23 protein-coding genes and 1 pseudogene are annotated in these 26,809 nt (G+C 61.0%); 16 read left to right on the top strand and 8 right to left on the bottom strand.

Features of this window, described 5'->3' with window-relative positions; all coding sequences use genetic code 11:
* Positions 1-60: 60 nt before the first annotated feature.
* Positions 61-1,002: an EamA/RhaT family transporter gene (locus tag ABIE33_RS33265; protein ID WP_429133002.1), complete on the top strand. Its 942-nt coding sequence runs from the start codon at positions 61-63 to the stop codon at positions 1,000-1,002.
* 45 nt (positions 1,003-1,047) lie between these two features.
* Here the strand turns inward: ABIE33_RS33265 and ABIE33_RS33260 are convergent, their stop codons facing one another.
* The 3 genes from ABIE33_RS33260 to ABIE33_RS33250 form a co-directional block, all read right to left on the bottom strand.
* Complete coding sequence (locus ABIE33_RS33260; RefSeq protein ID WP_429133001.1) at positions 1,048-2,013, bottom strand: NADP-dependent oxidoreductase; 966 nt, start codon at positions 2,011-2,013, stop codon at positions 1,048-1,050.
* Positions 2,014-2,147: 134 nt separating this feature from the next.
* Entirely contained in the window at positions 2,148-2,603 is a 456-nt protein-coding gene (locus tag ABIE33_RS33255; protein ID WP_025430188.1) for a carboxymuconolactone decarboxylase family protein, read from the bottom strand.
* A 4-nt stretch (positions 2,604-2,607) separates the two neighbouring features.
* A complete protein-coding gene (locus ABIE33_RS33250) occupies positions 2,608-3,033 on the bottom strand; it encodes a cupin domain-containing protein (RefSeq protein ID WP_057217035.1) in 426 nt (141 codons plus the stop codon).
* 108 nt (positions 3,034-3,141) lie between these two features.
* Here ABIE33_RS33250 and ABIE33_RS33245 point away from each other — a divergent pair, with 108 nt between their 5' ends.
* Positions 3,142-4,563 (top strand): PLP-dependent aminotransferase family protein, encoded by a 1,422-nt coding sequence (locus tag ABIE33_RS33245; protein WP_429132998.1) that lies wholly within the window; start codon positions 3,142-3,144, stop codon positions 4,561-4,563.
* A gap of 190 nt (positions 4,564-4,753) precedes the next feature.
* Here ABIE33_RS33245 and ABIE33_RS33240 read toward each other — a convergent pair whose 3' ends face one another.
* Together ABIE33_RS33240 and ABIE33_RS33235 are read right to left on the bottom strand one after the other, a co-directional pair.
* A complete protein-coding gene (locus tag ABIE33_RS33240; protein ID WP_025430185.1) occupies positions 4,754-4,966 on the bottom strand; it encodes a hypothetical protein in 213 nt (70 codons plus the stop codon).
* Positions 4,967-5,280: 314 nt separating this feature from the next.
* A complete protein-coding gene (locus ABIE33_RS33235) occupies positions 5,281-6,519 on the bottom strand; it encodes a bifunctional alpha/beta hydrolase/OsmC family protein (RefSeq protein WP_429132995.1) in 1,239 nt (412 codons plus the stop codon).
* A 191-nt stretch (positions 6,520-6,710) separates the two neighbouring features.
* On the opposite strand from ABIE33_RS33235, the gene ABIE33_RS33230 reads away from it, so the two are divergent.
* The 4 genes from ABIE33_RS33230 (at position 6,711) to ABIE33_RS33215 (ending at position 11,139) form a co-directional block, all read left to right on the top strand.
* Positions 6,711-7,586 carry a LysR family transcriptional regulator gene (locus ABIE33_RS33230; RefSeq protein WP_429132994.1) on the top strand — a complete coding sequence of 292 codons (876 nt, stop codon included), beginning with the start codon at positions 6,711-6,713 and terminating at the stop codon, positions 7,584-7,586.
* 101 nt (positions 7,587-7,687) lie between these two features.
* Positions 7,688-8,134 carry a peptide-methionine (R)-S-oxide reductase MsrB gene (msrB, locus tag ABIE33_RS33225; RefSeq protein WP_429132993.1) on the top strand — a complete coding sequence of 149 codons (447 nt, stop codon included), beginning with the start codon at positions 7,688-7,690 and terminating at the stop codon, positions 8,132-8,134.
* A complete protein-coding gene (msrA, locus tag ABIE33_RS33220; RefSeq protein ID WP_429132991.1) occupies positions 8,131-8,637 on the top strand; it encodes a peptide-methionine (S)-S-oxide reductase MsrA in 507 nt (168 codons plus the stop codon). Before msrB ends, msrA begins: the two co-directional genes overlap by 4 nt.
* Before the next feature lie 648 nt (positions 8,638-9,285).
* Entirely contained in the window at positions 9,286-11,139 is a 1,854-nt protein-coding gene (locus ABIE33_RS33215) for an ABC transporter ATP-binding protein (protein WP_429132989.1), read from the top strand.
* A gap of 271 nt (positions 11,140-11,410) precedes the next feature.
* Here ABIE33_RS33215 and ABIE33_RS33210 read toward each other — a convergent pair whose 3' ends face one another.
* Positions 11,411-11,884: an Lrp/AsnC ligand binding domain-containing protein gene (locus ABIE33_RS33210; RefSeq protein ID WP_429132987.1), complete on the bottom strand. Its 474-nt coding sequence runs from the start codon at positions 11,882-11,884 to the stop codon at positions 11,411-11,413.
* 158 nt (positions 11,885-12,042) lie between these two features.
* Between ABIE33_RS33210 and ABIE33_RS33205 the strand changes: the two genes are divergently transcribed.
* Complete coding sequence (locus ABIE33_RS33205) at positions 12,043-12,939, top strand: DMT family transporter (RefSeq protein ID WP_429132985.1); 897 nt, start codon at positions 12,043-12,045, stop codon at positions 12,937-12,939.
* Between the two features lie 356 nt (positions 12,940-13,295).
* Here ABIE33_RS33205 and ABIE33_RS33200 read toward each other — a convergent pair whose 3' ends face one another.
* Together ABIE33_RS33200 and ABIE33_RS33195 are read right to left on the bottom strand one after the other, a co-directional pair.
* Positions 13,296-13,946: a glutathione S-transferase family protein gene (locus ABIE33_RS33200; RefSeq protein ID WP_429132983.1), complete on the bottom strand. Its 651-nt coding sequence runs from the start codon at positions 13,944-13,946 to the stop codon at positions 13,296-13,298.
* A 165-nt stretch (positions 13,947-14,111) separates the two neighbouring features.
* Complete coding sequence (locus tag ABIE33_RS33195; protein WP_429132981.1) at positions 14,112-14,327, bottom strand: hypothetical protein; 216 nt, start codon at positions 14,325-14,327, stop codon at positions 14,112-14,114.
* Between the two features lie 9 nt (positions 14,328-14,336).
* Between ABIE33_RS33195 and ABIE33_RS33190 the strand changes: the two genes are divergently transcribed.
* The 9 genes and pseudogenes from ABIE33_RS33190 to cysG all read left to right on the top strand — a co-directional run.
* Entirely contained in the window at positions 14,337-14,924 is a 588-nt protein-coding gene (locus ABIE33_RS33190; protein WP_429132979.1) for an ANTAR domain-containing response regulator, read from the top strand.
* Between the two features lie 121 nt (positions 14,925-15,045).
* A complete protein-coding gene (locus tag ABIE33_RS33185; RefSeq protein WP_429133030.1) occupies positions 15,046-16,272 on the top strand; it encodes a CmpA/NrtA family ABC transporter substrate-binding protein in 1,227 nt (408 codons plus the stop codon).
* 354 nt (positions 16,273-16,626) lie between these two features.
* Positions 16,627-17,919, top strand: coding sequence for a CmpA/NrtA family ABC transporter substrate-binding protein (locus ABIE33_RS33180; RefSeq protein WP_429132977.1), 1,293 nt, complete (start codon positions 16,627-16,629; stop codon positions 17,917-17,919).
* 59 nt (positions 17,920-17,978) lie between these two features.
* The gene (gene ntrB / locus ABIE33_RS33175; protein ID WP_429132975.1) at positions 17,979-18,872 is read left to right on the top strand and encodes a nitrate ABC transporter permease; all 894 of its coding nucleotides are present in this window, start codon (positions 17,979-17,981) and stop codon (positions 18,870-18,872) included.
* 14 nt (positions 18,873-18,886) lie between these two features.
* Positions 18,887-19,687: an ABC transporter ATP-binding protein gene (locus ABIE33_RS33170; RefSeq protein ID WP_429132973.1), complete on the top strand. Its 801-nt coding sequence runs from the start codon at positions 18,887-18,889 to the stop codon at positions 19,685-19,687.
* 6 nt (positions 19,688-19,693) lie between these two features.
* Positions 19,694-22,153, top strand: a complete 2,460-nt coding sequence (gene nirB, locus ABIE33_RS33165; RefSeq protein ID WP_429132972.1) for a nitrite reductase large subunit NirB — start codon at positions 19,694-19,696, stop codon at positions 22,151-22,153.
* Positions 22,154-22,157: 4 nt separating this feature from the next.
* Positions 22,158-22,508, top strand: coding sequence for a nitrite reductase small subunit NirD (nirD, locus tag ABIE33_RS33160; protein WP_429132971.1), 351 nt, complete (start codon positions 22,158-22,160; stop codon positions 22,506-22,508).
* 2 nt (positions 22,509-22,510) lie between these two features.
* Positions 22,511-25,168 (top strand): molybdopterin-dependent oxidoreductase, encoded by a 2,658-nt coding sequence (locus ABIE33_RS33155; RefSeq protein ID WP_429132970.1) that lies wholly within the window; start codon positions 22,511-22,513, stop codon positions 25,166-25,168.
* Positions 25,140-26,282, top strand: a pseudogene (gene cysG / locus ABIE33_RS33150) (siroheme synthase CysG); the annotation flags it as partial. The gene ABIE33_RS33155 and the pseudogene cysG, both read left to right, overlap by 29 nt.
* Positions 26,283-26,809 lie beyond the last annotated feature (527 nt).

The raw sequence follows: 26,809 nt of genomic DNA, 5'->3' as shown, positions 1-26,809 counted from the left end.
GGCCATGGAACGAGCAGACGGCGGGACCGCCTCGCTTGGCTTGGCAGATCGGGGCCAGTTATGGACAGGCAGTTTTATATCGGCGTTTTCGCGGCGATTTTTGCCGCATTCGCCTTTTCCCTCAACTTCATCGTGCCGTTCGTCATCGGCGATTACTCTACCTTCGATTTTGCTTTGATCCGCCATGTCGTTTCGGCGGTGGTTGGCGCGTATATCTTGGTGATCACAAAGGGGGTGGCGCAGTACCTTACCCCCGGCAACTGGCTCATCGCCACGTGGCTCGCCTTCATCGGCTATGTCGGCTATTTCCTCACGGTTACGGGCGCGGCCATCTATGCCGGGCCGGTGATTGCGCCCGCATTCCTCGGACTTGTCCCGATCGTTCTGGCCCTCATCGGCAATCGGCGGCAGGGATCCCTGCCGTGGCGATTTTTGATGATGCCGCTCATGCTGGTGTTGTTCGGTCTTGTTCTTGTCAACAGCGCCGCGTTCACCGAGGTCGGATTGGATTCTGTGCGTTCACTCTGGATTGGGGTTCCACTTTCTATCGCAGCCGTCGTGTTGTGGGTATGGTTTGCCATTGCTAACCAGGCAGCACTGGCCGCCAGACCGGGCATGCCTTCAGGTGTGTGGTCTGCTCTCATCCTCATCGGCGGCGGCATTTTGATGCTGGTTTTCTACCCGATTGGCGCAGCGATGGGGTTGTTCCAGCTTCCCAAGCTTGGTTTCGGATGGGGCACCGCTGCACCATTGTACCTGTGGGGTGTGTCGCTCGCTCTGGTGGCGACAGTTGGCGGCGTCTGGACCTGGAATGTGGCCGCGCGCAGCCTGCCGGTCGCGCTGGCGGCTCAATTGATCGTTTCAGAAACGGCCTTCGGCGTCATTGGCGGGCTCATTGTCCATGCTCGACTACCGACGGTTCTGGAAGGCGCCGGCGTTGCGATACTGATCGCCGGGGTCGTTCTGGCGATCGGTGTGTTCCATGCAAGAAGGGCCTGTTGAAGCGACCCATCATTCCATTTCTCCAGTAGCCTGGCGCGATTTTCGTTAGTTGGCTTCACCCATTGCCAGGACGATTTTTCCCTTCGGTCTCGGCAGCTCGCCTTCGAGCATCAAGTGCGCGTCCTTCGCTTGCTCAAACCGTAATGTCGCCCCGACATTCATCCGGAGTGCACCTCGGGAGACGAGAGAGGAGATGCCGGCAAGGCTTTCGGTCGATACGTCGACGAGAAAAAATTTGGCCAGGACCTGGTGCTGTGCGGCCAGAGCCTGGTCCGGAACCGAAACGGCCGAAATCAATCGCCCTCCCTTTTTCAGCACCCGGAACGATCGCGTTTGGGTTTCTCCGCCCACCAGATCGATGACGGCATCGACATCGCGAATTTCGTCCTCAAATCTGGTTTTTGAATAGTCGATGACCGTTTCGCCACCGAGAGCAACAAGGCTTTCGATGTCACCTGACGCGGCGGTGCACACTGTCCGAAGGCCCGCTTCTCTGGCGAATTGCACGGCATAGGCGCCGACGTTTCCCGCCGAACCGTGGATCAGCACAGTTTGGCCCCTTTCCAAACCAGCCTGATCGAAAAGTGCCTGCCATGCTGTCACCGCGATCACGGGCAGCGATGCCGCAGCGACGTGGTCAATCGACACTGGTTTGTGATCGAGCATGGAAGCACTGGCGACTGCGTATTGCGCGTATCCACCACAAAAGCGCTTGTTGGTGACGCCATAAACATCATCTCCAACCTTGAACCGCGGGACCCCAGCGCCGACCGCGACGACCTCGCCTGAGATGTCCGAACCGAGAATGAGCGGGAGAGGCTGGGGCAGGGCGCTGTTGCCGGCGCGAATCCACCCGTCCCAAGGGCCAACACCAGCCGCATGGACCTTGACGATGACCTCGTTCATCCCTGGCTCTGGAGTGTCCACGCGCTCCAACTGCATTACATCTGGCGGCCCGAACTGATGGACGCGCCATGCCTTTCCTGAGAAGGTCTTTGAGACATCCGGCATGTGTTTTCCTCTCGATGTTAGTGCAGTGACGAGCGCGCTGCTCACAGTGAAACAGCCCGGGCTCCACCGCCAAATCGCGTTGGGCCGCGCTGCGGACGCGCGATCGGCCGCGGTCCGCGAGCGCTGTTTCGAGGCTATCTGCCAATCGCCGCGTGGGGCACATTCCTGAAGCTTATGGCCATCCGATTGTAGGCGTTCATGAGGCTGATCGCGATCGTGAGATCGACGCGTTCGCGTTCGCTGAAGACGGCGCTGACAGCGTCATAGGCGTCACTAGGCACACCCGTCTCTGCCACGCGCGTCACTGTTTCGGCCCATGCGAGCGCCGCACGCTCGCGCTCGTCGAAGAGAGGTCCGGCTTCCCGCCAGGCTTGAAGCAACGCGATCTTCTCGATCTGCTGCCCCTTCTTCAAAAGATCCCGCGTGTGCATGTCGAGACAATAGGCACAGTTGTTGATCTGGGAAACGCGCAGATAGACCAGCTCGAGCAAAACGGATGGGAGGCCGCTTTGCATGACGTAACCGTAGACACCGCCCAGCGCTTTCGCGCCGGCAGGAGCGATTTGGTTATAGTCCAGACGGGCTGACATCTGTTCATTCCTTTGTGTTGGCTGTGGTGGTCAGTTCCTTGTCGTCGGTGTCGACGACAAAGACAGCCAGAAGCTTCGCGGGTTCGGTCTTGCTCGCGTTGCGGCTTACGAGGTGGCTGGAGCCAGGGGTCTCGTAGAAGCTTTCGCCGGGACGATAGGTCCTCTTGGGCTCATCGTTCACCTGTGACTCGATTTCTCCCGACAGAACATAGGCAAAAATGAACGCCGATTTTGCATGGACATGTGGCAGTGACGCTCCGCCTGGACCGTAATCGACGACCACGGCGCGAACCGACTTGCCGGGAATGTTCGGAATATTCTGCTCGAAGGCCGGCGTAACTGTTTCGAGGGGATCATGCGCGGCGACGGGCATCGCAACGGCAATGGCGACTGCGGCGCAGGCTGCACCGATGATGGATCGTGCATTCATGATGACATTTCTCCTTTGTAGCCTGTTCATCTACTCGCTATAAATACCCCTCGGCTGGTCCTGCATTAAGCACCAGGAACGCACGAAAATCTTGTACCACGGGACGGAATGGCTAAACCGCTTGAGCTGCAGATTGATCGCACTGCGAAGACCCCGCTGGCGGACCAGATCTGCATGGGCATCACTGCCGCGATCGACAGTGGCGTATTGGCATCAGGCGCGCGCCTACCCTCCTGGATAGACTTGGCGGCCCAACTTGGCGTCGCCCGTGGCACCGTTCGGCTGGCCTACGATAAACTGGCGGCGGCTCAGCTTATCGTTCCATCTCGCTCAACGGGAACGCGTGTAACGGAGCGACCGATCCTATCCCGGCGACAGGATTCCCCACCGGAGCCTGGCTCCTTCATGGAGCGGTATCAGGAGATGATCGCGGGCCCGGCAATCTTCCAGATGGGCGTGCCGGCGAAGGAGACCTTTCCCGCAAAACTCTTCGCCAGGATCCGGTCCCAAAGTGTGCGGGCCGAGGCGAGCGCACCGGCGATGTATCCGGACCCACGCGGCGAACTCGAGCTGCGGCGAGAGATCGCCGCCTATCTTGCCATTGCGCGCGGGATCGAGTGTTTGCCCTCTCAGATCCTCATCACTTGCGGTTTTGCCAGCGGCCTTGGATTGACCCTCCATGCGCTTGGGCTCGAAGGACGCAAGGCATGGATGGAGGATCCTGGATTTCCGTTCACGCGGCGCGGGCTTGAGTTGGCGAGATTGTTGCCTGTCCCTGTCCCGGTTGACGCCGACGGCATCGATGTCGACTACGGCCTTCGCATCGCTCCGGACGCGGGGCTAGTCGTTGTGACACCTGGACAGCAGGCTCCAACTGGAATGACGCTTTCGCTCGGGCGACGGCTGCATCTTCTTGATTGGGCGGATCAGGCGGGAGCTTGGGTAATCGAGGATGATTATTTGGGCGAGTTGCAACTGACAGGCCGCGCCGCGCCGGCACTCGCCTCGATTGATCGTGCAGGCCGGGTCATCCATATCGGCTCGTTCAGCAAGACCATAAGTCCGACATTGCGCCTCGGCTTTGTCCTCGTGCCGCGGTCTCTGGAAGCCCGCTTCGCCGAGGTGGCGGCATGTTTGGCGCCTCCGCCCGGGCCATCCGTACAACTCGCCACCGCGGAGTTTATTTGCGAGGGGCATTTCTTGCGGCATCTGCGGCGCACGAAACGCGCATACACGGCACGCCGAGACGCATTGCTGCGGTTTCTGGAGGCGCGCGCAGACGGGATAACCGTTGATACGGCGGGTCTGGCCGTTCTGTTGCGGCTCGCCGATGGCACCCCAGATGTTTCCATCGTGCGCGAAACGCTACCGTTCGGCCTGGCACCGGCACCCTTGTCGGTATGGCACGCGTCGCCGGCCTTCGCGAAACCCGGTCTGCTTTTGGGCGTTGCCACGTGTCCTCAGCAATATGTCGAGCGGTCTTGTGACCGCCTTCTGGAAATTATTCATCGCTGCACATCGTCGCGATGAGGCACCGGCCCAATCCGTCGGTCTTTTCTGACAGCCTGATCACGGATCCAATGTGCCAACCTTCAAAGGTGGCGGTCAACATACTCCGCCACTCGCGTGCACAAGGGCGAAAGAACAGAGCCTGAGGCCAGCAAGGGGCAGTCTATGGGAGCGCTGGTGATCGCGATCAATCACAGCCGGTGCTTGTCAGCTAGAGGCGCGGGGTTCTGGGTGAGAACTCCTCATCGAGATCCTCGAAATGAAAAGGCGGAGCGAGCGTTCCGTGTGCCTCAGTTGTGGCGAGGAGACCGGCACTGGACCGACTGATTGGCACGAACGGTGCCCTCTTGAAATCGCCCGAGTAAAACAGGGAGGCCGCTGCGGCGACGCAGAAGGCAAGGAAAAGATTGATGATGCCGGACATTTCACGTGCCTTGCTTTGATATTGGCGCCCAATCCGCGGCCAGTGTTCCAGGTGCTGCTTGCCCCGACCATTTACCGCCAAACCACATGGCCCGCAGGCAAGTCTCGACGCCTTGATACAGATCGATAACGCACCTGGAACACTGGTATTCGTTGCGCATGTAGACGTAACCTTGATTTCTCAAGCGTTTGTATCTGATGCCAACGAACCCATCTTCCTGCGATCGCGTATACCGGATATGTCTGCCTAGGGGCGTTTCTGTAATCATTTGTATCCGCGCAGGCGGATTGCGGCGGCGCCTCTATCGAGAGCGGTTATCGCAACGGCGCTTTCACGACCGTTTCTATCCTTGCGACACCCTCCAGCGTACGATGGACCGGGCATTTGTCGGCGATTTCAGCGATCTTGCCTCGAAGCTCCTCTGAGACCTCGCCGTCGATTGATATGACGCGTTCGAAGCGATCAATCCTGCCGCCAGTGCTGCGCTCAGATTCCGTGCATTCCACACAATCCCTGGCATGGATCTTCGTATGCGAGACATCTACGCCGATGCGTCCGAGCGGCAGCTTCTTATAATCGGCGTATTGGCGTAGCGTCATCGACGTGCAGGCGCCGAGCGCAATGGACAGGAAGTCATAGGGTGACGGACCGGAATCGAGCCCGTCCACGGCCTTGGGTTCATCGGCGAAAAGACGATGGCGACCGGCCTGGACCGTGTTCTGAAATTTGCCGTCACCTGTCTCCGTCACCCGGACATGCTCTATTGGCTCCGCACCTTGGGGCGCATCGGCAGCGAGATAGCGCGTCATCCATCCTGAAATGATGCGTCCGGCAAAGGCTGCATCCTCAAGGTCGGTGAGAAGGTGATCTGCCTTGTCCAGCGATACGAAGCTTTTGGGATGCTTGGCTGCGCCGAAGATTTCGGTAGCGTTCTCGATGCCGACAGTTTCGTCCAAGGGGCCGTGCAAAACAAGCAGCGGCTTTTTCAGGGACGCGACGGCGTCCTTGATGCGGTGCGCACGCGCATCCTCGACAAATTGCATTTTGACGAGAAACTTGCGTCCGGCGAGATCCACTTCCGCCGAACCGGACATCTCGATCTCCTTGAGGCTCGCTCCCAAGTTCTTCAACACGTGTCCGACATCGGCCGGTGCGCCAATCGTTGCAACCGCGCGGACTTCAGGAATGTCCTTGGCCGCTGCGAGCACCGCGGCGCCGCCGAGCGAATGACCGACGAGCAACGAGGGCGCCTGGAAGTGATGACGTAAATAGTCGGCCGCCGAGACAAGGTCGGCAACATTCGAGGAGAAATTCGTCGATGCGAATTCGCCTTCGCTCGATCCCAATCCCGTGAAGTCGAAACGCAGGACAGCGATACCCTCCCGCGCCAGTTCCGCTGCGATCCGGCGCGCCGACGCCAGGTCCTTGGAACAGGTGAAACAATGGGCAAACAGAGCGTAGGCGCGCAGAGGCCCACTGGGAAAGTCGAGGCGGGCGGCAAGAGTTGCTCCGGAATGGCCGGCAAATTGAAGCCGTTGCGAACTGAAAGCCATAGGAATGCTCCTTCGCTGCTGGGAAGTGCGCAGTCTATATGAGCAGCGACGACCGGCTACAGGATTCGTTCCAATCCATCCTGCTCGTCCTCTTCACCTGAGCGCAGGGTTGCGGCAAGCTGCGCGCTCGGCAGAATGCACGCGCGCCGGTCTTGCGACGGCATCCAGGCAACTAACGTGGAACGTCAGACATGGATATCAATCAGGTCACGTACTTCCTCAATCTGGCTGAAACGTTGAACTTCACAGAAGCCGCGCGGCGAAGCGGTGTGTCGCAACCGAGCTTGACTCGCGCAATTCAGCGCCTGGAAGAGGAACTGGGCAGTCCACTGATCTATCGCGATGGCAAGGACAGCCGACTGACGGCGCTCGGTCGCGACGTCCAAGCTGAATTCATGCGGGTGGAACTCGCTCTACGAAACGTGCGCGAACATTCAGAAAGCACGGTTCACGGCCGCCGCCGTATTCTCGACATTGCCGTTGCCCCGACGATCGGCCCCGCCACGTTCACGGCATTCTTTGACGACGTGCTCAGCCAACTGCCCGCCGTAAACCTCAATATGCATCAGTTGTCGGCCGGCGAGGGAGCGCCCGAGGTGCTCTCGGGCAAGTATCACGCCTGCATCCTTCCAGAAGCGCCACGTTTCAACCCTAAGCTCAACATCGTGCCGCTGTTTCGTGAACGATTTCTACTCGCCTGCGCTGAAGGGCATCCGCTCGCCGAAAATGACGTCGTCAGCGTCAAGGCCATCGCCTCGTATCCTTATGTCGACCGGCTCGCCTGCGAGTTCCATACCCAGATCACAGAGCACCTGATGAACCACAATGCGGTGATGCAACCGCGTTTCAGTGCCGATCGTGAGGACTGGGTCCAGCAACTGGTGGCGGAGGGTCGCGCGATCTGCATCATGCCCGAGCGTTCGGTCGTCGTTGAGGGGATAGCAACCCGCGCGATCGAAGGCATGTCATTGGAGCGAGAGGTGGTATTGGCATCCGTTTCCGGTTCTGGCACTCCACTTGAAATGCGCAAGATCGCACAGATGGCAGCCCGTCACGATTGGGCCTGAGCGCCCGATGACATCGCTATTGAATCTATGCACGCCCTCTATTGGGAAAATCGCCGACCCAGCGCCATATTCTGCCAGCAAGTCCAATAGGAGTAATGGCTGTGAAGTACACAAAGACCGACGACGCGATCGCCAGGCTGACGTCGATTCAGTACCAAGTGACCCAGAAAAATGCGACTGAACGACCCTTTACCGGGTCGTACAATGACAACAAGGAACCGGGCATCTACGTCGACATCGTTTCCGGCGAACCGCTGTTTGCCTCTGCCGACAAGTTTGATTCCGGTTGCGGCTGGCCGAGTTTTACGAAGCCGATCGTACACGCAAACGTACGCGAATTGTCTGATGGTACTCATGGCATGATCCGCACCGAAGTGCGCTCAGCTCATGCCGACAGTCACCTCGGCCACGTGTTCACGGACGGTCCGGCTGACCAGGGCGGGCTGCGTTATTGCATCAACTCCGCGGCGCTGCGGTTCATTCCGCTCAGCGAAATGCAGGCCGAAGGCTATGGTGCCTATCTCAACCAAGTGGAGACTTTCAAATGACCGAGAAAGCTGTTTTGGCCGGTGGCTGTTTCTGGGGCATGCAGGACCTAATCCGCGCGTTGCCCGGCGTCATCAAGACCCGTGTGGGCTATACCGGCGGCGACGTGCCGAATGCGACCTACCGCAACCACGGCACCCACGCCGAGGCCATCGAGATCGTGTTTGATCCCGAGACGATCAGCTATCGCCGGATTCTGGAGTACTTCTTCCAGATTCACGACCCTAGCACGGTCGACCGGCAGGGCAACGACATCGGCAGCTCCTACCGATCTGCGATCTACGTTCTTGGCGATGAGCAAAGACGAATAGCCGAAGATACGATCGCGGACGTGGATGCGTCGGGCCTTTGGCCAGGAAAAGCCGTGACGTCAGTCGAGCCGGTTGGAGATTTCTGGGAAGCGGAGCCGGAGCACCAGGACTACCTGGAGCGCTATCCCAACGGCTACACCTGCCACTTTCCGCGAGCGAATTGGGTGCTGCCCAAGCGAGAGGCTGCCGCGTAATTTCCGACGCCTCAGCTTCAAGAGAATGGCATCCCAGCGCTCTGGTGATTTGCCGGAATACTGGGATGCCTGAGAAAGATGGTACGATCCGATGCCATGGGTGCGGTGGCGAGCACATATGCCCGCTGTCGCTTTGCGGCCAACCGTGCGTCGCAGCCATTCAGCGGCTCGTGTTTGTCGCACCTCAGTGACGTCGGACTTCCGACAGACAATGTCGACAAGGCCTCGATCAACTGGAGCGGCTCGCGGGGTGGTCTTCCCGGCCCCCGGCGTCGCTATTCTGAACCTTCTGAGGTGAACCGGCCAAACCGCGCGCGAACGAGCACGGGCTTCATTGCTGCCGACGCCTGGTGCGCCCGTTGCTAGCGGCGGCCACAGGCTCCAGAAAAACGACCGAGGCGGCAAAACGGCACAATGCCAGTCGGGGACGTGGCAAAGACGCCGGGCAACAAGATCGCCGATTATTTTGGCGTCGATATTTCCTGAAGGCTGGGAACTGATGTCCGAGGTCTTCGCTCCCTCCCAATAGTTGCAAACTTTCCGGATTTTGCCAAAATGTTCTAATTAGGATTGCAGGAGGAGCGTGATAATCTGCGATCTGCGTCGCTGACCTTCTCTTCCCCCTTCCGATATTTGACCGAGTGGCCCATGTCGATTTCAGATGCGATCTACCGTCCGTTCGAAACCCTGATCCGGCCGCTGGATATTCCTTACCGGCCGCTGTCGTCCAAGGGGCCGGTGACTGTCCTTCTGCATTTCATATCGATGTTCCGTGGTGTGCTGATCGCGCTCGCGCTTTCCTCCATGGCGATCGAAGCCATCAACCTCACCATCGTCTGGGGGCTTTCTGTCATCGTCGATGGCGTATCGCAGCAGGGTGCATCCGCCTTCTTGCACAGCGAATGGCCCCTTCTGACTTTTCTCGGGCTGCTGATCTTTCCGGCCATGCCGGTCGCCTCGTTTCTATTGAACACACTCAACTCGCATACGCTCGGCGTCGGCATGCCGGCCGCTATCCAATGGCAGGGTCACAAGGCGGTCGAGCGGCAGGACTTGGCGTTTTTCCACGACCTTTTTGCCGGACAGGTCGCTTCGCGCCTATCACAGGTATCATCGGCCGTTCAGCAGCAGATCATTGCGGCCTTCCAGACCATTCCGCGTTTCCTGTTGCAGATGGTCGGCTCCGTCATCTTGCTGAGCAGCCTGTCTTGGCAGCTCGCTTTGCCGGTCATCGTATGGATCGCGCTCAACGTGGCGCTCGCCATCAAGATGGCGCCGATCTTCGTCGAACGCTCGCGCAGCACCGCCAAGCAGCGCAGCTTGATGGCCGGCGCCATTACCGACCTTTACACCAACATGCAAATGATCAAGCAATTCGCTGCCGAAGACAGCGAGGCTGGCGCTATCCGTCGCATCATTCAGAAGACCATACAGACGCAGCACAGGGAACAGCGCATCTATCGCACGTCAGAACTGACCGTTGTGGCGCTTAACATGGCACTCTGGCTGGCGATGCTTTCGATTGGGTTTTCGGGCCTCGTCAACGACTTTCTCACGGTCGGCCAGTTCGTCGGGGCGGTCTATATCCTCCAACGGCTGTCCGGTCACACCTTCACCTTCTTGCAGATGGGCCAACAGATCTTCCAGGCGATCGGAACGATCAAGGATGCGATGCCCGTGATGACCACGCCACCGACCATCACAGACCGGCCTGAAGCGACGAATCTCGTGGTCAACAGCGGCGAGATTCGTTTCCAAGACGTCTGTTTCGCATACAAGTCCGGGAAGCCCGTCATCGCCAATCTATCGCTGACGGTGCGGCCCGGGGAGAAGGTGGGGCTGGTCGGCCTTTCCGGCGCCGGCAAGACCACGCTGGTGAGCCTGCTGCTGCGCTTCTACGACATCGGGGAAGGTGCGATCCTGATCGACAGGCAGGACATCCGCGATGTCACGCAGGCAAGTCTTCGCCGCAATATCGGCGTCATCGCGCAAGACGTAGCGCTGCTGCACCGGTCGGTCGGCGACAATATTCGTTACGGCCGGCCGGAAGCGACGCAGGAAGAGATCGAAGAGGCGGCCAAGACGGCGAAGGCCGACGTGTTCATCACCGATCTTGCTGATGGCGAAGGCCGTAAGGGCTATGGCGCCTTCGTCGGCGACCGCGGCATCAAGCTCTCGGGCGGTCAACGGCAGCGCGTGGCGATCGCCCGCGTTCTGCTGAAGGATGCGCCGATCCTTGTGCTGGACGAAGCGACCTCCGCCCTCGACAGCGAATCCGAGGCTGCCATCCAGGAAAAACTCAACCTGGTGATGGAGGGAAAGACGGTGATTGCCATAGCACATCGCCTTTCGACCATCGCCATGATGGATCGGATAATCGTGCTCGATCAGGGGCGCATCGTGGAAGAAGGCAGGCCCGAAGAACTGGTTGAACAGGACGGCCTGTTTGCCCGTCTGTGGAAACGCCAGACCGGCGGCTTTATTCCTGAAGAAATAAGCTAGCCCTGAGACAGGCAGTCGGGGGCGAGATGGGCCATCGGAGCGGTTACCAAGATGCCGTCGCCTGGAAGCCTGTTTCTATGTTGCAAGACTAGAGGATGATCTCGGGAGATCATGTTCGGCAACGACGGCCAACAACGAGAAATCATTTCGATCGGCGGGTTCCTTGCTCACCAGCCGTCATCGAGCACATGAAAATCAGGCTGCGCCACTATCTTTCGAAAAGGGATTGATCAGCGGAGAGTTTTCGAGCGGTCTTTGGGGCCACGATGCCTCATATTGGCAGCAGGGCGTCGGGCTTTACGTCTGCCACGGATGCGTAGGTATGGGTCTCCCTTACACCGGGCAAAGGCAGGATCACGCGCTCCAGAAAGTCCTGAAACATCGACATGTCGGCAATTCTTGCTTTGACGAGATAGTCGAAGCCGCCGATGACCATGTGGCATTCCAGAACTTCCGATGCATTCGAGATCGCTTCGGAAAAGCGCTCGAAAATATGCGGAGCAGTGTGATCGAGGCGGACCTGAATGAAAACCACCGTTCCTCGGCCAACCTTCTGCGGATCGAGGATCGCCCTGACGGCCTTAACATAACCCTCCCGAAACAGACGTTTGACGCGCTGGCTCGCCCCGGTGGGGGACAGGCCGACCCGGTTCGCCAATTCGAGCGTCGTACAGCGCCCGTCTTCCTGCAGCAGCCTCAGCAGGTTACGGTCGATTGCGTCGAGTCCTGCGACTTCGTTCTTCACGCAGTTTGATCCAGTATAGAGTGATATTCACTTCACAAACACGAAATCAATATATCCCGACACGCACGTTTAGGCAATACGATGTGGTCGTTGCGGTCTGAAGCTTTCGACCCCCTGCCAATGGTCAGGCTGGGTCCACCGCCGTCCCGGAGGCAAGCGTGCGTGTTGCGATTTTTGCAGAGATTGACGGCAGCAAAAGGATGGCGATCCTGGCGGGGGTGGCGTTCATCGGGATTACCACCTTGCAATTCGTTGCCGCCCGCTTCAGCTTGCGCGAACATCTGACAGCCGCCGATATCGTCGGCCTGCGATTTTCCGGCGCCCTTTTCGTCTTCCTTCCGGTGCTATGGAAGACCGGCACGGCAAAGTTGAGGGATCTCGGTTGGTGCAAAGCGGGTCTGCTGGCCCTGCTTGCGGGGTTGCCCTATACCATGATCATCAATCAGGGGCTCGCCCACGCGCCGGCCGCCCATGCTGCGGCCCTGTCTCCCGCTTCCATCGTCTTCTTCTCCTTCCTGCTCTCTCGCCTCGTGTTCAAGGACAAGGTTTCTCGCGCGCGCATCATCGGCATTATCGCGATCATCGGCGGACTGCTGTTGTTCGTTTCCCCCGCAGGCGTAGATACAGGCGACACCCTGCGCGGCGATCTGCTCTTTGCGGGGTCGGGAATCATGTTCGCGGCCTATGCGGTGCTGGTGAGGCTCTGGTCAGCCGATGCGGTGACGGCGACGATTGCCGTTGTCCTCATCTCCTTTTTGCCTCTGCCCTTGTTGTACACTGTGACGCCGAGTGGCCTGGCAGCCGCATCCCTAGCCGAGATCGCCACGCAGTTCGTGATCCAGGGCTTCCTTGCCGGTGCGGTTGCGATCGTTCTCTACACGTATACAGTTCATCAACTCGGGCCACGACAGGCTTCGCTGTTCATGCCGTGCATTCCATTGACGACGGCCGTGATCGGTATGGTGGTGCTCGGGGAAGTGCTGACCATTCCCCAGTTCATTGCGATCGCTGTGATTACATTTGGAATGGTGTTCCCAATGCTGCGAAAATCCTGACTCTTGCTAGAGTGGCGGCAGACGGCGCTTGACGACGGGAGCCTCAAGAACGCCGTCCATCTGCTCGATTATGGACAGCCAAGCATGCAAGTTTAGCGTGGGTAGGAGTTGGCGATTGGACGCCGCAAAGGACCCTGAGCTTGGCTCATGTGCGCCCGCAATTGGCGGGCTGTATCCTGCCGGCAGACGATGCGGTTGCAACGCGTTGCGAGCACCTGCACATGCCCGAGCGGCGCAATGGGGCTGCCGCGCTGATCCGCGATGGTTGTCGTGAACCGCGTCATCAGGAGTTTCGAAGGCACCGGTGTCGCTGTGGTCGACCTCCGGCGGGGCGGACGGTCGCGAGGATGCTCGCGTCATGTTGATGCTGAGGTGAAGACCGCCAATTGAGCGTCAAAAGCGCGCTGGTAGGCGGGCCGCGCTTCACCGCGGGTGATATAGGCGGCGAGGTTCGGATATTCGTTCAATATGCCTGATCCGGCCAGCCTGCGCAGCACCGTCACCATGAGAAGGTCGCCGGCGCTGAACTCGCCGTCGAGCCAGTCGGCGTTGCCAAGTCTCCCGGAAAGTTCGCTCAGCCGTTTACGGATGCGGCCCTCGACGGCAGACATCCGCTGCTCGTACCAGGTCTCGTCGCCCTCCAGATACCTGGCGACTTCGCGATCCACGATCGGCGGCTCGATGGTGTTGAGCGCCGCAAACATCCAGGTGATCGCGCGCGCCCGGGCGTTCGCGTCGCGTGGCAGCAGGCCCGAACGGCGCTCTGCGATATGGAGCACGATGGACCCGGACTCGAACAGGGCGAGATCGCCTTCTTCATAGGTCGGGATCTGTCCGAACGGCTGAAGCGCGACATGCGCGGGTTCCTTCATCGTCTTGAACGAAACAAGACGAACGTCATAAGGTTGGCCCACTTCTTCGAGCGCCCAACGAACGCGCATGTCACGCGCCAGCCCCTTGCCGCGATCGGGCGACTGTTCAAAGGCCGTAATGGTGGTGATCGTCATCGCTGTTCTCCATAGCTTGCCTGTCTTGAAGACGATTGACTAAGCGAGATTCCGACACTCCGTGCTCGAGATTGCTTTGGGTAACTCTTGCAGTTCTGACCTACGCCCGGCGTGCATCATATCGGCGCAGATCGGACTTGGCAGCAATTGCATGACGTCTCGCCGCTACGCCGACTGTCGAGCGGCCAATCGGTCGTAGAATGCGCTGTGCGCATCCTGCCTGATTTTACAGACTTGAAGCTTCGCCGTGCCGACCGCTTCGGAGCAGAAAGCAATGCCTGGGGAAAGTTCCGGCGTCACCGTGTAGATTAAAAAATAGGCAATGAGAGATTTGTTAAGAAAATAGGCAATTCTGTTGCGAAAATTGCTGCGCTGCATCATGATCGCCTCATGACAAACCGCGACCTCACCATTCTCGTCATTGACGAGAACGCCATTCGTGCCTCGATCATCGAGGAAGGATTGCACGAGGCCGGGCATCGCAAGGTCACGGTCATTCACGAGGTGCAGGGCGTCGCACGCATCATCGACAGTCTCAGGCCCGATGTCATCGTCATCGATATCGAAAACCCAAATCGCGACATGATGGAGCATCTCTTCCAACTGACGCGCACGGTCGGGCGGCCGATCGCGATGTTCGTGGATCGCTCCGACACCGCTTCGATCGAGGCGGCGGTGGAGGCGGGCGTGTCGGCCTATATCGTCGATGGTCTGAAGAAGGAGCGCGTCAAGCCGATCCTGGACATGGCCGTCAGTCGTTTCAACGCCTTCAGCCGCCTGCAAAGGGAGCTGGCCGACGCACGGTCCGCGCTTGAGGAGCGCAAGGTCATCGAGCGCGCCAAGGGCATCCTGATGAAGATCCGCGGTCTCTCGGAAGAGGAAGCCTTTGCCCTGCTGCGGCAGACGGCAATGAACGAAAAGAAGAAGATGTCTGAAATCGCGCAAAGCGTGGTGACGGCCGCCGGCCTGTTGATGTGATGGCGGGCGCGGCGCATCGGCTTGGTCGCAAGGAGTAGGTGGAGTGAACAGCATGGCCAATTTCGGCGATATCGGCAGCGGCCAAGCCTCGGCCGGTCACGGTTTGCCGGCGCCGCAAAAGATGCGCAGCGAGGGCGCCCGCACGCTTCGTGCCGGCTTCATCCCACTCGTCGATGCATCGGTCCTGATCGCCGCCTGCGAGTTCGGTTTTGCCCGCAGCGAAGGTCTGACACTCGACCTGGTCAGGGACGTGTCGTGGGCTAATGTCCGCGACCGGTTGGCCTTCCGCCAGTTCGATATTGCCCACATGCTTTCGCCCATGCCGGTTGCGGCCATGCTTGGGCTCGGTTCCAATCCTTCGCCGACGATCACGCCCTTCTCGCTCGGGCGCGGCGGCAACGCCATTACGTTGTCCAACCGGCTCTATGCCCGCATGACTGAGGAAGGAGCGCTCGGGGGCGCTGAGGACGCGCTTGCCAATGCCCGGGCGCTTGCCGCCGTACTTGGGCGCATGAAGTCACACGGCGAAGCGCCGCCGACTTTGGGCGTCACCTATCCGTTCTCGTCGCACAATTACGAGTTCCGCTATTGGCTGGCTGCCGGCGGCATTGATCCGGATCGTGACGTCAAGCTGGTGGTCGTGCCGCCGCCGATGACCTCCGACGCGCTCGCCGCCGGCGTGATCGACGGTTTCTGCGTCGGCGCTCCCTGGAACATGGTCGCATCCGAGCGCGGCGTCGGGCGTATCGTCGCCGCCAAGCAGGATATCTGGCCGTCGGCGCCCGAAAAGGTCGTCGGCATGCGCCCTGAATGGGCCGAGGCCAATCCGGAAACCGTTTCGCGATTGATCGTGGCGCTGGATGCGGCGGCACGGTGGTGCGACGACCCGCAAAATCGCGATGCCCTGTCCGAAGCGCTCGCCGACCAGCGCTATGTCGGCGCCCCGGTCGAAATCATCCGCCGCGTGCTTTCCGGTGAGTTCACCATTGACGCTCAAGGGCAGCGCCGGGTCATCGATGACTACTTCGTCTTCCGTCGCGGATTCGCCAACTATCCCCGCCCCAGTCACGCGCTCTGGATCTACAGCCAGATGGCGCGCTGGGGACAGGCCGGCATAAGTCCGGAAGGGACGGCGGCTGCGGCTTCGGCCTATCGTCCGGACCTCTACCGGCTCGCGCTCGGGGACGGCGCGGCGCCGGTGGATGCCGATATCGGGATCGCGGGCGCATCCATTGAGGATCGCTTCATGGACGGGCATGTTTTCGACCCTGCCGCCATCAGGGCCTATGTCGAGGCGTTTCCTGTGCGTACCCAGGGCGGCGCGGCCGCATTCGACGCCGACAACTGATGGTTCGGGCGCTGCTTGTTTGGGCAGAGTCGCCGAGCTGGTTGTGTGCAGCGCACAATAATTCAGCAGATTCTACAATAGCCGTTTTGATGGGCAACTGCGCTCGATCGTATTTTTATCCTTCGATATCAATCTATTAGTTCCTGGCCTGTCGAACTGGCACGGCCCTTGCTTTTAAGAAATTGCTTCGGTCAACGGCGATCGAAGCGAGTTCAAACGCCAGATCGCGTTTGCCAGAGACACTGACGTCGCACGGTTTTTGTTTTCCGAGGGTTCCTCCCGATCCCGGACGCAATCACCAGGCGGCGTTTTTTTATGTCCGGTTTCGGCCGGCAGCAGCAGAGGAACCTGCGCATGATCAAGTTTTCGACCGGCGGCCTGACCCGCCGCAGCCTGCTGAAGACCACAGCGACGGCCGCCCTCTTCGGCGCTGTCAAGACGGCCTTCCCTTCCGGCGCCTTTGCACAATCGGCCGGACCCGAGACCACCAAGGCGGTTCTCGGCTTCATTGCGCTCACGGACTCCGCTCCGCTGATCATCGCCAAGGAAAAAGGTCTTTTCGAAAAATACGGCATGACCGAGGTCGATGTGGTCAAACAGGCTTCCTGGGGCACGACACGCGACAACCTTGTGCTCGGCTCGGCCGGTGCCGGCATCGATGGCGCGCACATTCTCACGCCGATGCCCTACCTGATCTCGACCGGCAAGGTGACCCAGAACAACCAGCCGCTGCCGATGGCGATCCTCGCTCGCCTCAATCTCGATGCGCAGGCGATCTCTGTCGGTGGCGCCTATGCCGATCTGAAAGTCGGGCTCGACGCATCCGCGCTAAAGGAAGCCTTTGCCAGGAAGAAGGCGGAAGGAACGGCCGCCAAGGTGGCGATGACCTTCCCGGGCGGCACGCATGATCTGTGGCTGCGCTATTGGCTGGCCGCCGGCGGCATCGACCCGGACTCCGACGTCGAGACGATCGTCGTGCCGCCGCCGCAGATGGTCGCCAACATGAAGGTCGGCACCATGGACTGTTTCTGTGTCGGCGAGCCCTGGAACGAGCAGCTCGTTAACCAGAAGATCGGCTACACCGCCGTCAACACCGCCGAGATCTGGAACGAACATCCGGAAAAGTCCTTCGCCATGCGTGCCGACTGGGTGGAGAAGAACCCGCGCGCCGCCAAGGCGCTGACCATGGCCATTCAGGAAGCAGCACAATGGTGCGACGACATGGCCAACAAGGAGGAGCTGGCGAAGATCGTCGGCAAGCGCAGCTGGTTCAACGTACCGCCGAAGGACATCGTCGACCGTCTGAAGGGCGAATACGACTACGGCAACGGCAAGATCGTCGAGGCCAGCCCGCACTTCATGAAGTTCTGGCGCGATCACGCCTCCTATCCCTTCCAGAGCCATGACAGCTGGTTCCTGACGGAGAACATCCGCTGGGGCAAGTTTGCTCCCGATACCGACATCAAGGCGCTCGTCGCCAAGGTCAATCGTGAGGACATCTGGCGCGAAGCTGCCAAGGAGCTCGGCGTCTCCGACATCCCGTCCTCGACCTCCCGCGGCGTCGAAAAATTCTTCGATGGCAAGGTGTTCGACCCGGCAGATCCGCAGGCTTACCTGAAGAGCCTGAGCATCTCGCGCGTCGCCTGAGCCTTCGTGGCGGCCGCCGAACTCCGCCGCCGCTCGACTTGAACCTTTAGGAGAACGGTATGTCCGTCACCAATCTCAAGCTTCCGCAGGATGCCGCCCCAAGGCCGGCGGCCCGTGTCATCGCCTTTACCCGTGCCGCCACACCCGGTGCCCGTCAACGGCTGCCGGTAGCGCTCGCCACCGCCTTGACCAACTTCGTCCCGCTCTTGGTCACCCTCAGCTTCATCCTGGTTGCCTGGCAGGTGATCTGTTCGGCACCCGACTCCAGCCTGCCGGCGCCGACCCGTGTTCTCGAAGAAAGCTGGGAACTGATCGCCCATCCGTTCTATGTCGGGCAGGGCGTCGATCAGGGTCTGTTCTGGCATATCTCGGCCAGCCTGCAGCGTGTCGCGATCGGTTACGCGCTTGCTGCCGTCGTCGGTATCGCGCTCGGCGTACTCGTCGGCCAGAGCGCCCTTGCCATGCGCGGCCTCGATCCGATCTTCCAGGTGTTGCGCACGGTGCCGCCACTCGCCTGGCTGCCGCTGTCGCTTGCCGCCTTCCAGGACGGCACGCCCTCGGCGATCTTTGTGATCTTCATCACCGCCATCTGGCCGATCATCATCAACACCGCTGTCGGCATCCGCAACATTCCGCAGGACTATCAGAACGTCGCCAAGGTGCTGCGGCTCAACGCCTTCGAGTATTTCGGCAAGATCATGCTGCCGGCTGCTGCCCCTTACATCTTCACGGGCCTTCGCATCGGCATCGGCCTTTCGTGGCTCGCCATCGTTGCTGCGGAAATGCTGATCGGCGGCGTCGGCATTGGCTTCTTCATCTGGGACGCATGGAACTCCTCGCTGATCAGCGACATCATCGTCGCGCTGATCTACGTCGGCATCGTCGGCTTCCTTCTCGATCGTCTCATCGCCCTCGTCGGCCGTGTCGTCACCCGCGGCACCGCAACCGCGTGAGAAAGGCAAAGACCATGACCAAGAGCTATCTCTCGCTTGAGCTTATCGACAAGAGTTTTGAACGCGGCGGTGTCAGGACGGAGGTTCTGAGGCAGGTCTCGCTTTCCGTCGACAAAGGCGAATTCATCTCGATCATCGGCCATTCCGGCTGCGGAAAGTCGACGCTGCTCAATATTGTCGCCGGGCTGACGCAGGCCACGACCGGCGTGGTGCTACTCGATGGCCGCGTCGCCGACGAGCCGGGACCGGACCGCGCCGTCGTCTTCCAGAACCATTCGCTGCTGCCCTGGCTGACGGTCTATGAAAACGTTCGCCTCGGCGTCGACAAGGTCTTCGGTTCGACGAAGTCCAAGGCGGAGCGCCATGAGTGGACCATGCGCAATCTCGAGCTGGTGCAGATGGCGCATGCCGCCGACAAGCGCCCGTCGGAGGTTTCCGGCGGTATGAAGCAACGCGTCGGCATCGCCCGGGCACTGGCGATGGAGCCGAAGGTTCTGTTGCTCGACGAGCCGTTCGGTGCGCTCGATGCGCTGACCCGGGCGCATCTGCAGGACCAGGTGATGCAGATCCACGCCGAGCTCGGCAATACGGTGCTGATGATCACTCATGATGTCGACGAGGCGGTGCTGCTTTCCGACCGCATCGTCATGATGACAAACGGGCCTTCGGCGCGCATCGGCGAGATCCTCGACGTGCCGCTTGCCCGCCCGCGCCGGCGCATCGAGCTTGCGGCCGACCGAACCTACCTCAAATGCCGCGAAGCGGTGCTCAAGTTCCTCTACGAGCGCCACCGTTTCGTCGAAGCTGCGGAGTGATTTCCCATGGCTCACCAAACTCCCGAGAAACTCGTCATCATCGGCAACGGCATGGCGCCAGGCCGGATGCTGGAAGAGCTGTTCGAAAAAGCACCTAATCGTTACGAAGTCACGATCTTCAACGCTGAACCGCGCGTCAACTACGACCGTATCATGCTGTCGCCGGTGCTCTCAGGCGAAAAGGCCTATGCGGACATCGTCATTCATGACGACGCCTGGTACGCCGCAAACGGCGTCACCTTGCACAAGGGCGCAAAGGTCGCTCAGATCGACCGTACGGCTCGCACGGTAACCTCGGAAAACGGCATCACCGCCAGCTACGACAAGCTGGTGATCGCCACCGGCTCCAGCCCCTTCATCATTCCGGTGCCCGGCCATCAGCTACCCGGCGTGCTCGCCTATCGCGATCTCGACGACGTCGAAAAAATGCTTGCCGGCAGCAGGGGCCGCGGCCGCGCCATCGTCATCGGCGCGGGTCTGCTCGGTCTTGAGGCTGCCTACGGCCTCAAGCGCCAGGGCATGGACGTTACCGTCATCCACCTGATGCCGACGATCATGGAGCGGCAGCTCGATCCGGCCGCCGCCTATCTCCTGGAAAAGGCGCTCACCGAACGCGGCATCGATATCGTCACCAAGGCCAATACCAAACGCATCCTCGGCGAGACGAAGGTCGAAGGCATCGAGCTCGAAGACGGCCGGGTCATCGAAGGGTCGATGGTCGTCATGGCCGTCGGCATCCGTCCGGCGTCGGGCCTGGCGAAGGAAGCCGGTATTGCGGTCAACCGCGGCATCGTCGTCGACGACGGCATGATGACGTCGGACGCGTCGATCTATGCGCTCGGCGAATGCGCCGAGCACCGCGGCACCTGCTACGGCCTGGTGGCGCCACTATACGAGAGCGCCAGGGTGCTTGCCGATCGGCTTGCCGGGGGCGAAGCGGAGTATCATGGCTCGGTCACCAATACGAAGCTGAAGGTCACCGGCATCAACCTCTTCTCCGCCGGCGACTTCGCCGATGGCGAGGGACGCGAGGAGATCGTCCTGCGCGATGCGACCGCCGGCGTCTACAAGCGTCTCGTGCTCAGGGAAAACCGTATCATCGGTGCCGTCCTCTACGGCGAGACATCGGACGGCTCCTGGTTCTTCGATTTGATGAAGAGGGGCGTAGATATCACCGCCATGCGCGAGACCCTGATCTTCGGCCAGGCCTATCAGGGAGGATCCCCGCTGGACCCTACGGCGGCCGTTGCAGCCTTGCCGGATGATGCGGAAATCTGCGGCTGCAACGGCATATGCAAGGGCAAGATCGTCGCGACGATCACGGGCAAGGGGCTGACGTCGCTCGACGAGGTGCGCGCGCACACCAAGGCGTCCGCCTCCTGCGGTTCCTGCACCGGGCTCGTCGAGCAGGTGATGTCGTTGACGCTTGGCGACGCCTACAATCCCGCCACCGTCCAGCCGATGTGTACCTGCACCGAGCTTGGCCACGACGATGTCCGCCGCCTGATCAAGGCCAAGGGTTTGAAGACCATTCCCGCTGTGATGCAGGAGCTGGAGTGGAAGACATCCTGCGGCTGCGCCAAATGCCGCCCGGCGCTCAACTACTACCTCGTCTGCGACTGGCCCGACGAATACGCCGACGACTACCAGTCGCGCTTCATCAACGAGCGTGTGCACGCCAATATCCAGAAGGACGGCACCTATTCCGTCGTCCCGCGCATGTGGGGCGGCGTCACCAACTCTGGGGAATTGCGCGCGATCGCCGACGTCGTCGACAAGTTCGAGATCCCGATGGTCAAGGTGACCGGCGGTCAGCGTATCGATCTGCTCGGCATCGAAAAGGAAGACCTGCCTGCCGTCTGGGCCGATCTCGGCAAAGCCGGCTTCGTCTCTGGCCAGGCCTATGCCAAAGGCCTGCGCACGGTGAAGACCTGTGTCGGTTCCGACTGGTGCCGCTTCGGTACGCAGGATTCGACCGGTCTCGGCATTCGCATCGAGAAATTCATGTGGGGATCCTGGACGCCGGCCAAGCTGAAGATGGCGGTCTCCGGCTGTCCCAGAAACTGCGCCGAGGCGACCTGCAAGGATATCGGCGTCATCTGCGTCGACAGCGGTTTCGAGATCCACTTCGCCGGTGCCGCCGGGCTCGACATCAAGGGCACCGAGGTTCTCGGTCTGGTGAGGACCGAGGACGACGCTCTCGAACATATCGTCGCGCTGACGCAGATGTATCGCGAGCAGGCCCGTTATCTCGAGCGCATCTACAAGTGGGCCAAGCGCATCGGTCTAGACGAGATCCGCCGCCAGATCATGGACGATGCCGAACGGCGCAAGGCGTTCTTCGACCGCTTCGTCTTCAGCCAGAAATTTGCCCAGGTCGACCCCTGGTCGGAGCGTGTCTCCGGCAAGGACAAGCACGAGTTCCGGCCAATGGCGACGGTCGGATTTTCTGAAGCGGCGGAGTGAGGTGATGGACATGAACTGGGCAAAAGGAAACTGGCATGCAATCGGTGACATCTCGGACATTCCGCTTCGGGGCGCACGCTGCGTGCGAACGCCTCAAGGCAAGATCGCCGTCTTCCGCACCGCCGAAAACGAGGTCTTCGCCATCGAGGACCATTGCCCGCACAAGGGCGGTCCTTTGTCGCAGGGCATCGTCCACGGCACCGCCGTCACCTGCCCCTTACACAACTGGGTGATCTCGCTCGAGACCGGCAAGGCGCTGGGCGCAGATGAGGGGGCCGTGCGCACGATCCCCGTGCGCAACGATGGCGGCTCGCTGTTCATCGCACTCGAAAGCCTGATGATCGCGGCGGAGTAGCCATGGCAACCGAAGTCAAAACCACCTGTCCCTATTGCGGTGTCGGCTGCGGCGTGATCGCGACGGTTGGCGATGACGGCGGCGTCGGTGTGAAAGGCGACCCGGATCATCCGGCCAACTTCGGCCGGCTTTGCTCCAAGGGGGCGGCGCTTGCCGAGACACTCGATTTCGACGGGCGGCTGCTCTATCCGGAGATCGCCGGTGAACGGGCGGATTGGGATGAAGCGCTCGACCATATTGCCGAGCGCTTCTCAAGCACGATTGCCGAACATGGGCCGGATTCGGTTGCTTTCTATGTCTCCGGTCAGTTGCTGACGGAAGACTACTATGTCGCCAACAAGCTGATGAAGGGCTTCATCGGTTCGGCGAATATCGACACCAATTCGCGCCTGTGCATGTCCTCGTCTGTGGCCGGCCATCGCCGCGCCTTCGGGGCGGATACTGTGCCCGGCTGCTATGAGGATCTGGAGCTGGCGGATCTGGTGGTCCTGACCGGCTCCAACCTCGCCTGGTGCCATCCGGTCCTATATCAGCGGCTGGTGGCGGCCAAGGCAGCCCGGCCGCAGATGCGGGTCGTCGTCATCGACCCGCGCCGCACGATGACCGCTGACATCGCCGACCTGCATCTGGCGATCCGGCCGGACGGCGATGTCGCGCTGTTCAATGGTCTCTTCGCGCACCTGGCTACGAGCCCGGCCGTCGATCAGACCTATATCTCCGCTCACACCACCGGTTTCGCTGACGCTTTCACCGCCGCTTGCGCACTGGACGCCGAGGGGCTGACGCGCGCGACGGGGCTGGATCAAGCCGAGCTTTCCGCCTTCTTCCAGCTATTCGAAACAACAGAAAAGGTCGTCACCTCCTACAGCCAGGGGATCAACCAGTCGGTGGCCGGGACCGACAAGGTCAATGCCATCATCAATTGCCATCTGGCGACCGGCCGCATCGGCCGGCCGGGCATGGGGCCGTTCTCGCTCACCGGCCAGCCGAACGCCATGGGTGGCCGTGAAGTCGGCGGCCTTGCCAATATGCTGGCCGCGCACATGGACATCGAAAAGGCCGGAGACCGCGATCAGGTCCGGCGCTTCTGGGGCGCGCCGTCGCTTGCCGCCAAGCCGGGACTCAAGGCCGTTGACATGTTTCGCGCGGTCGCCGACGGGCGTATCAAGGCGATCTGGATCATGGCAACCAATCCGGTGGTGTCGATGCCGGATGCCGATGCCGTCGAGGCGGCGCTCAAGGCCTGTCCCTTCGTCGTCGTCTCCGATGTCATCAGGCAGACCGATACGACCCGCCATGCGCATGTGTTGTTGCCTTCGCTTGGCTGGGGCGAGAAGGATGGCACTGTTACGAATTCCGAGCGGCGCATCTCCCGACAGCGCAGCTTCCTGGCGGCCCCCGGTGAGGCCCGGGCGGACTGGTGGCAACTTGCCGAGCTTGGTCGCCGCATGGGTTTTGCCGGCGCGTTTGCCTACGCATCGCCGTCAGAAATCTTTGGCGAACACGCCGGTCTATCCGGCTTCGAGAACGGCGGTCGGCGCGATTTCGATATCGGCGCTCACACCGGAATCGATTGTGCTGGCTATGATGCGCTGATGCCGTTCCAATGGCCGCAGCCGCGGGGCAAGGCAAGCGCGACGACGCGCTTCTTCGCCGACGGCGGTTTCTACCATCCGGATGGTCGCGCACGCTTCATCGCGACCACAAGCCAGATCGCCGGTCGCCTCAGCGATGCCTTCCCTTTCACCCTCAACACCGGCCGGGTCCGCGACCACTGGCACACGATGACCCGGACGGGAAAGAGCGCACGGCTCTCCGCCCATATCGGCGAGCCCTTCGTCGAGATCCACCCGCGCGATGCGATGGAGCTTGATCTCGCTCCTGCCGATCTCGTGGTGCTGGTGAGCCCCTATGGTACGGCGATCGTCCGGGCGCTGATTACTGAACGCCAGGTGCGCGGCAACCTGTTCGTGCCGATGCACTGGAACGACCAGTTCGCGGCCAAGGCGCGCATCGACGCTTTGGTGCCGCCGATCACCGATCCTGTTTCAGGGCAGCCGGCTTCCAAGAACGTTGCCGTTTCCGCCCGCCGTTTTTCCGCCTCCACCTATGGATTTGCCGTCAGCGCTGCAAGGCCGGACGGGCTTGATAGTACCTATTGGGCGCTGGCCAAGGCGCAAGGAGGGTGGCGGTTGGAACTGGCGACGCAGACTGAGCCTGACGATTGGGTCGCCTGGTGCCGGCGCATCTTCGACCTCCCTGGGCATATCGATCCGATCGGCTACGCGGACGGGCCGTCGGGCCTTCGCCGGCTTGCATTCTTCGACGGCGATCGGCTTCTGCTGGCACTTTATCTGGCGCCGGAGCCTGTCGCTGTTGCTCGCAGCTGGGCGGTCGAGCAGCTCGGCGTCTCGCACTCGGATCTGCGCCTGCGCTTCGTGCTCGTGGCCGGCCGGCCGGGTGCGGACAAGCCCGATCCGGGCGCAACCGTGTGCTCCTGCTTCAATGTCGGGGTCAACCAGATCGTTGCTGCCGTCCGTGGCGGCTGTCGTACGGTTGAAGCCGTCGGCCAGACGCTGAATGCCGGAACCAATTGCGGCTCCTGCCGCGCCGAGATCAGGGGGATCGTCGATGGATGCCTTGCTGTTGCCGCGGAATGAAAGGCGCCTGCGCGCCGAGCCGCCGCGTATGATGCCTTTGGCGAAGCTGCCCGTGTTCTTTGGACTCGAAGGCCGCCGTGTCGTTGTGGCCGGCGGCTCAGACGCCGCTGCCTGGAAGGCGGAACTGTTGGCGGCCTGCGGCGCCGAAGTGCATGTCTATGCGCCGTTTGAGGAACTCGGAGAGGTCTGCAGCCGCCTGCTCGAGAGCGGTTCCTCTCACCCGGGCGGCAGGTTCGTCCATCACTGCGAGGCCTGGACAAAGGAAGCGATCATCGGCGCGGCGCTTGCGATCGCCGACTGCGAGGCTGAGAGCGATGCCCAAGCCTTCTTCGAGGCGGCCAAAAAGGCCGGCGTGCCGGTCAACGTCATCGACAAACCGGCCTATTGCCAGTTCCAGTTCGGCTCCATCGTCAATCGCTCGCCGATCGTCGTCTCCATATCGACGGATGGCGCCGCACCCATCCTTGCCCAGGCAATCCGTCGTCGCATCGAGACGCTGCTGCCGCCGGTGCTCAAAGACTGGGCGTCGCTGGCGCAGGCGATCCGCGACAAGGTCAATGCGCGCCTCAAGCCCGGCGCGGCACGCCGCGCTTTTTGGGAGCGCTTTGTCGATCGTGCCTTTCAGGAGACACCGGAGGAGGGTGCCGAGATGCGGCTGGTGACGGAGATGGATCGCCTTGCGGCGAACCGGACCGACACCGGCCGCGTCACGCTCGTCGGCGCCGGGCCGGGCGACGCGGAGCACCTGACGCTGAAGGCGGTGCGTGCTTTGCAAGCGGCCGATGTCATCCTTTTCGACGATTTGGTTTCCGACGACGTGCTGGAGCTTGCCCGGCGCGAGGCCAAGCGTCTGCTGGTCGGCAAACGTGGTGGGCGCACAAGTTGCAGGCACGAAGATCTCGACGACATGATGGTATCCTGGGCACGCGCCGGCAAACGGGTTGTCCGGTTGAAATCCGGTGATCCGGCGATTGTCGGCCGTGGCCGCGAGGAGATCGCCCGGTTGGAAGAGAGGGGCATTGCGGTCGATGTCGTCCCGGGCATCGCGGTGGCGAGCGCCACGGCAGCACACCCGTGTGTCCCGATCGGAGACCGTGATCATAGCGATCCCATCTCTCGTCGGGCGTGACGACTGCGATTGCCTTTATTGACATAGACCGCAAGGCGACAGTCTTGCGCCGCATCGCAAACGCGTATTTCGCACTGTGGTTCTATAGACAGCAAACCGCCCGCAGCGTCGTCGTTTCCTTCGAGAGCGGCCGCTGGAGCCTTTCCGTTATTCGCCCTGCGCGAAGCGCCGCCATAAACTCGGATCAAGGCGCCGTTGCGCGATCTCCGGCGAAAGCAGGGCCGATCGGCAGCGCACGTTTATGTCCGCTCGCCCGATAAGCGGCGAGAATTCGTTCCATCGCCGACTTGCTTATGGCGTAAGCGGTGCATTGACCCCGTCTGGCGATAGCGGTGGATCGGGTTTATTCGTGTGAGCTCAGGGAATGAGCTTGGTATGAATTGCTATGTCTGAACCTATGTCCGAACATAGAACGTTCCATATGATCGAAGCCGTTGCGGGTCGCCTGGAGGGCGCGCCGCGAGAGGTTCGACGTTGGTCAAATGAGTTGAAGGCTCAGGCGGTAGCCGAAA

The organism is Ensifer sp. 4252 (assembly GCF_050434565.1).
Classification (GTDB): domain Bacteria; phylum Pseudomonadota; class Alphaproteobacteria; order Rhizobiales; family Rhizobiaceae; genus Ensifer.
Note: the sequence above shows the minus strand (reverse complement) of the source record. Positions and strands in the feature narration are given on the sequence as shown.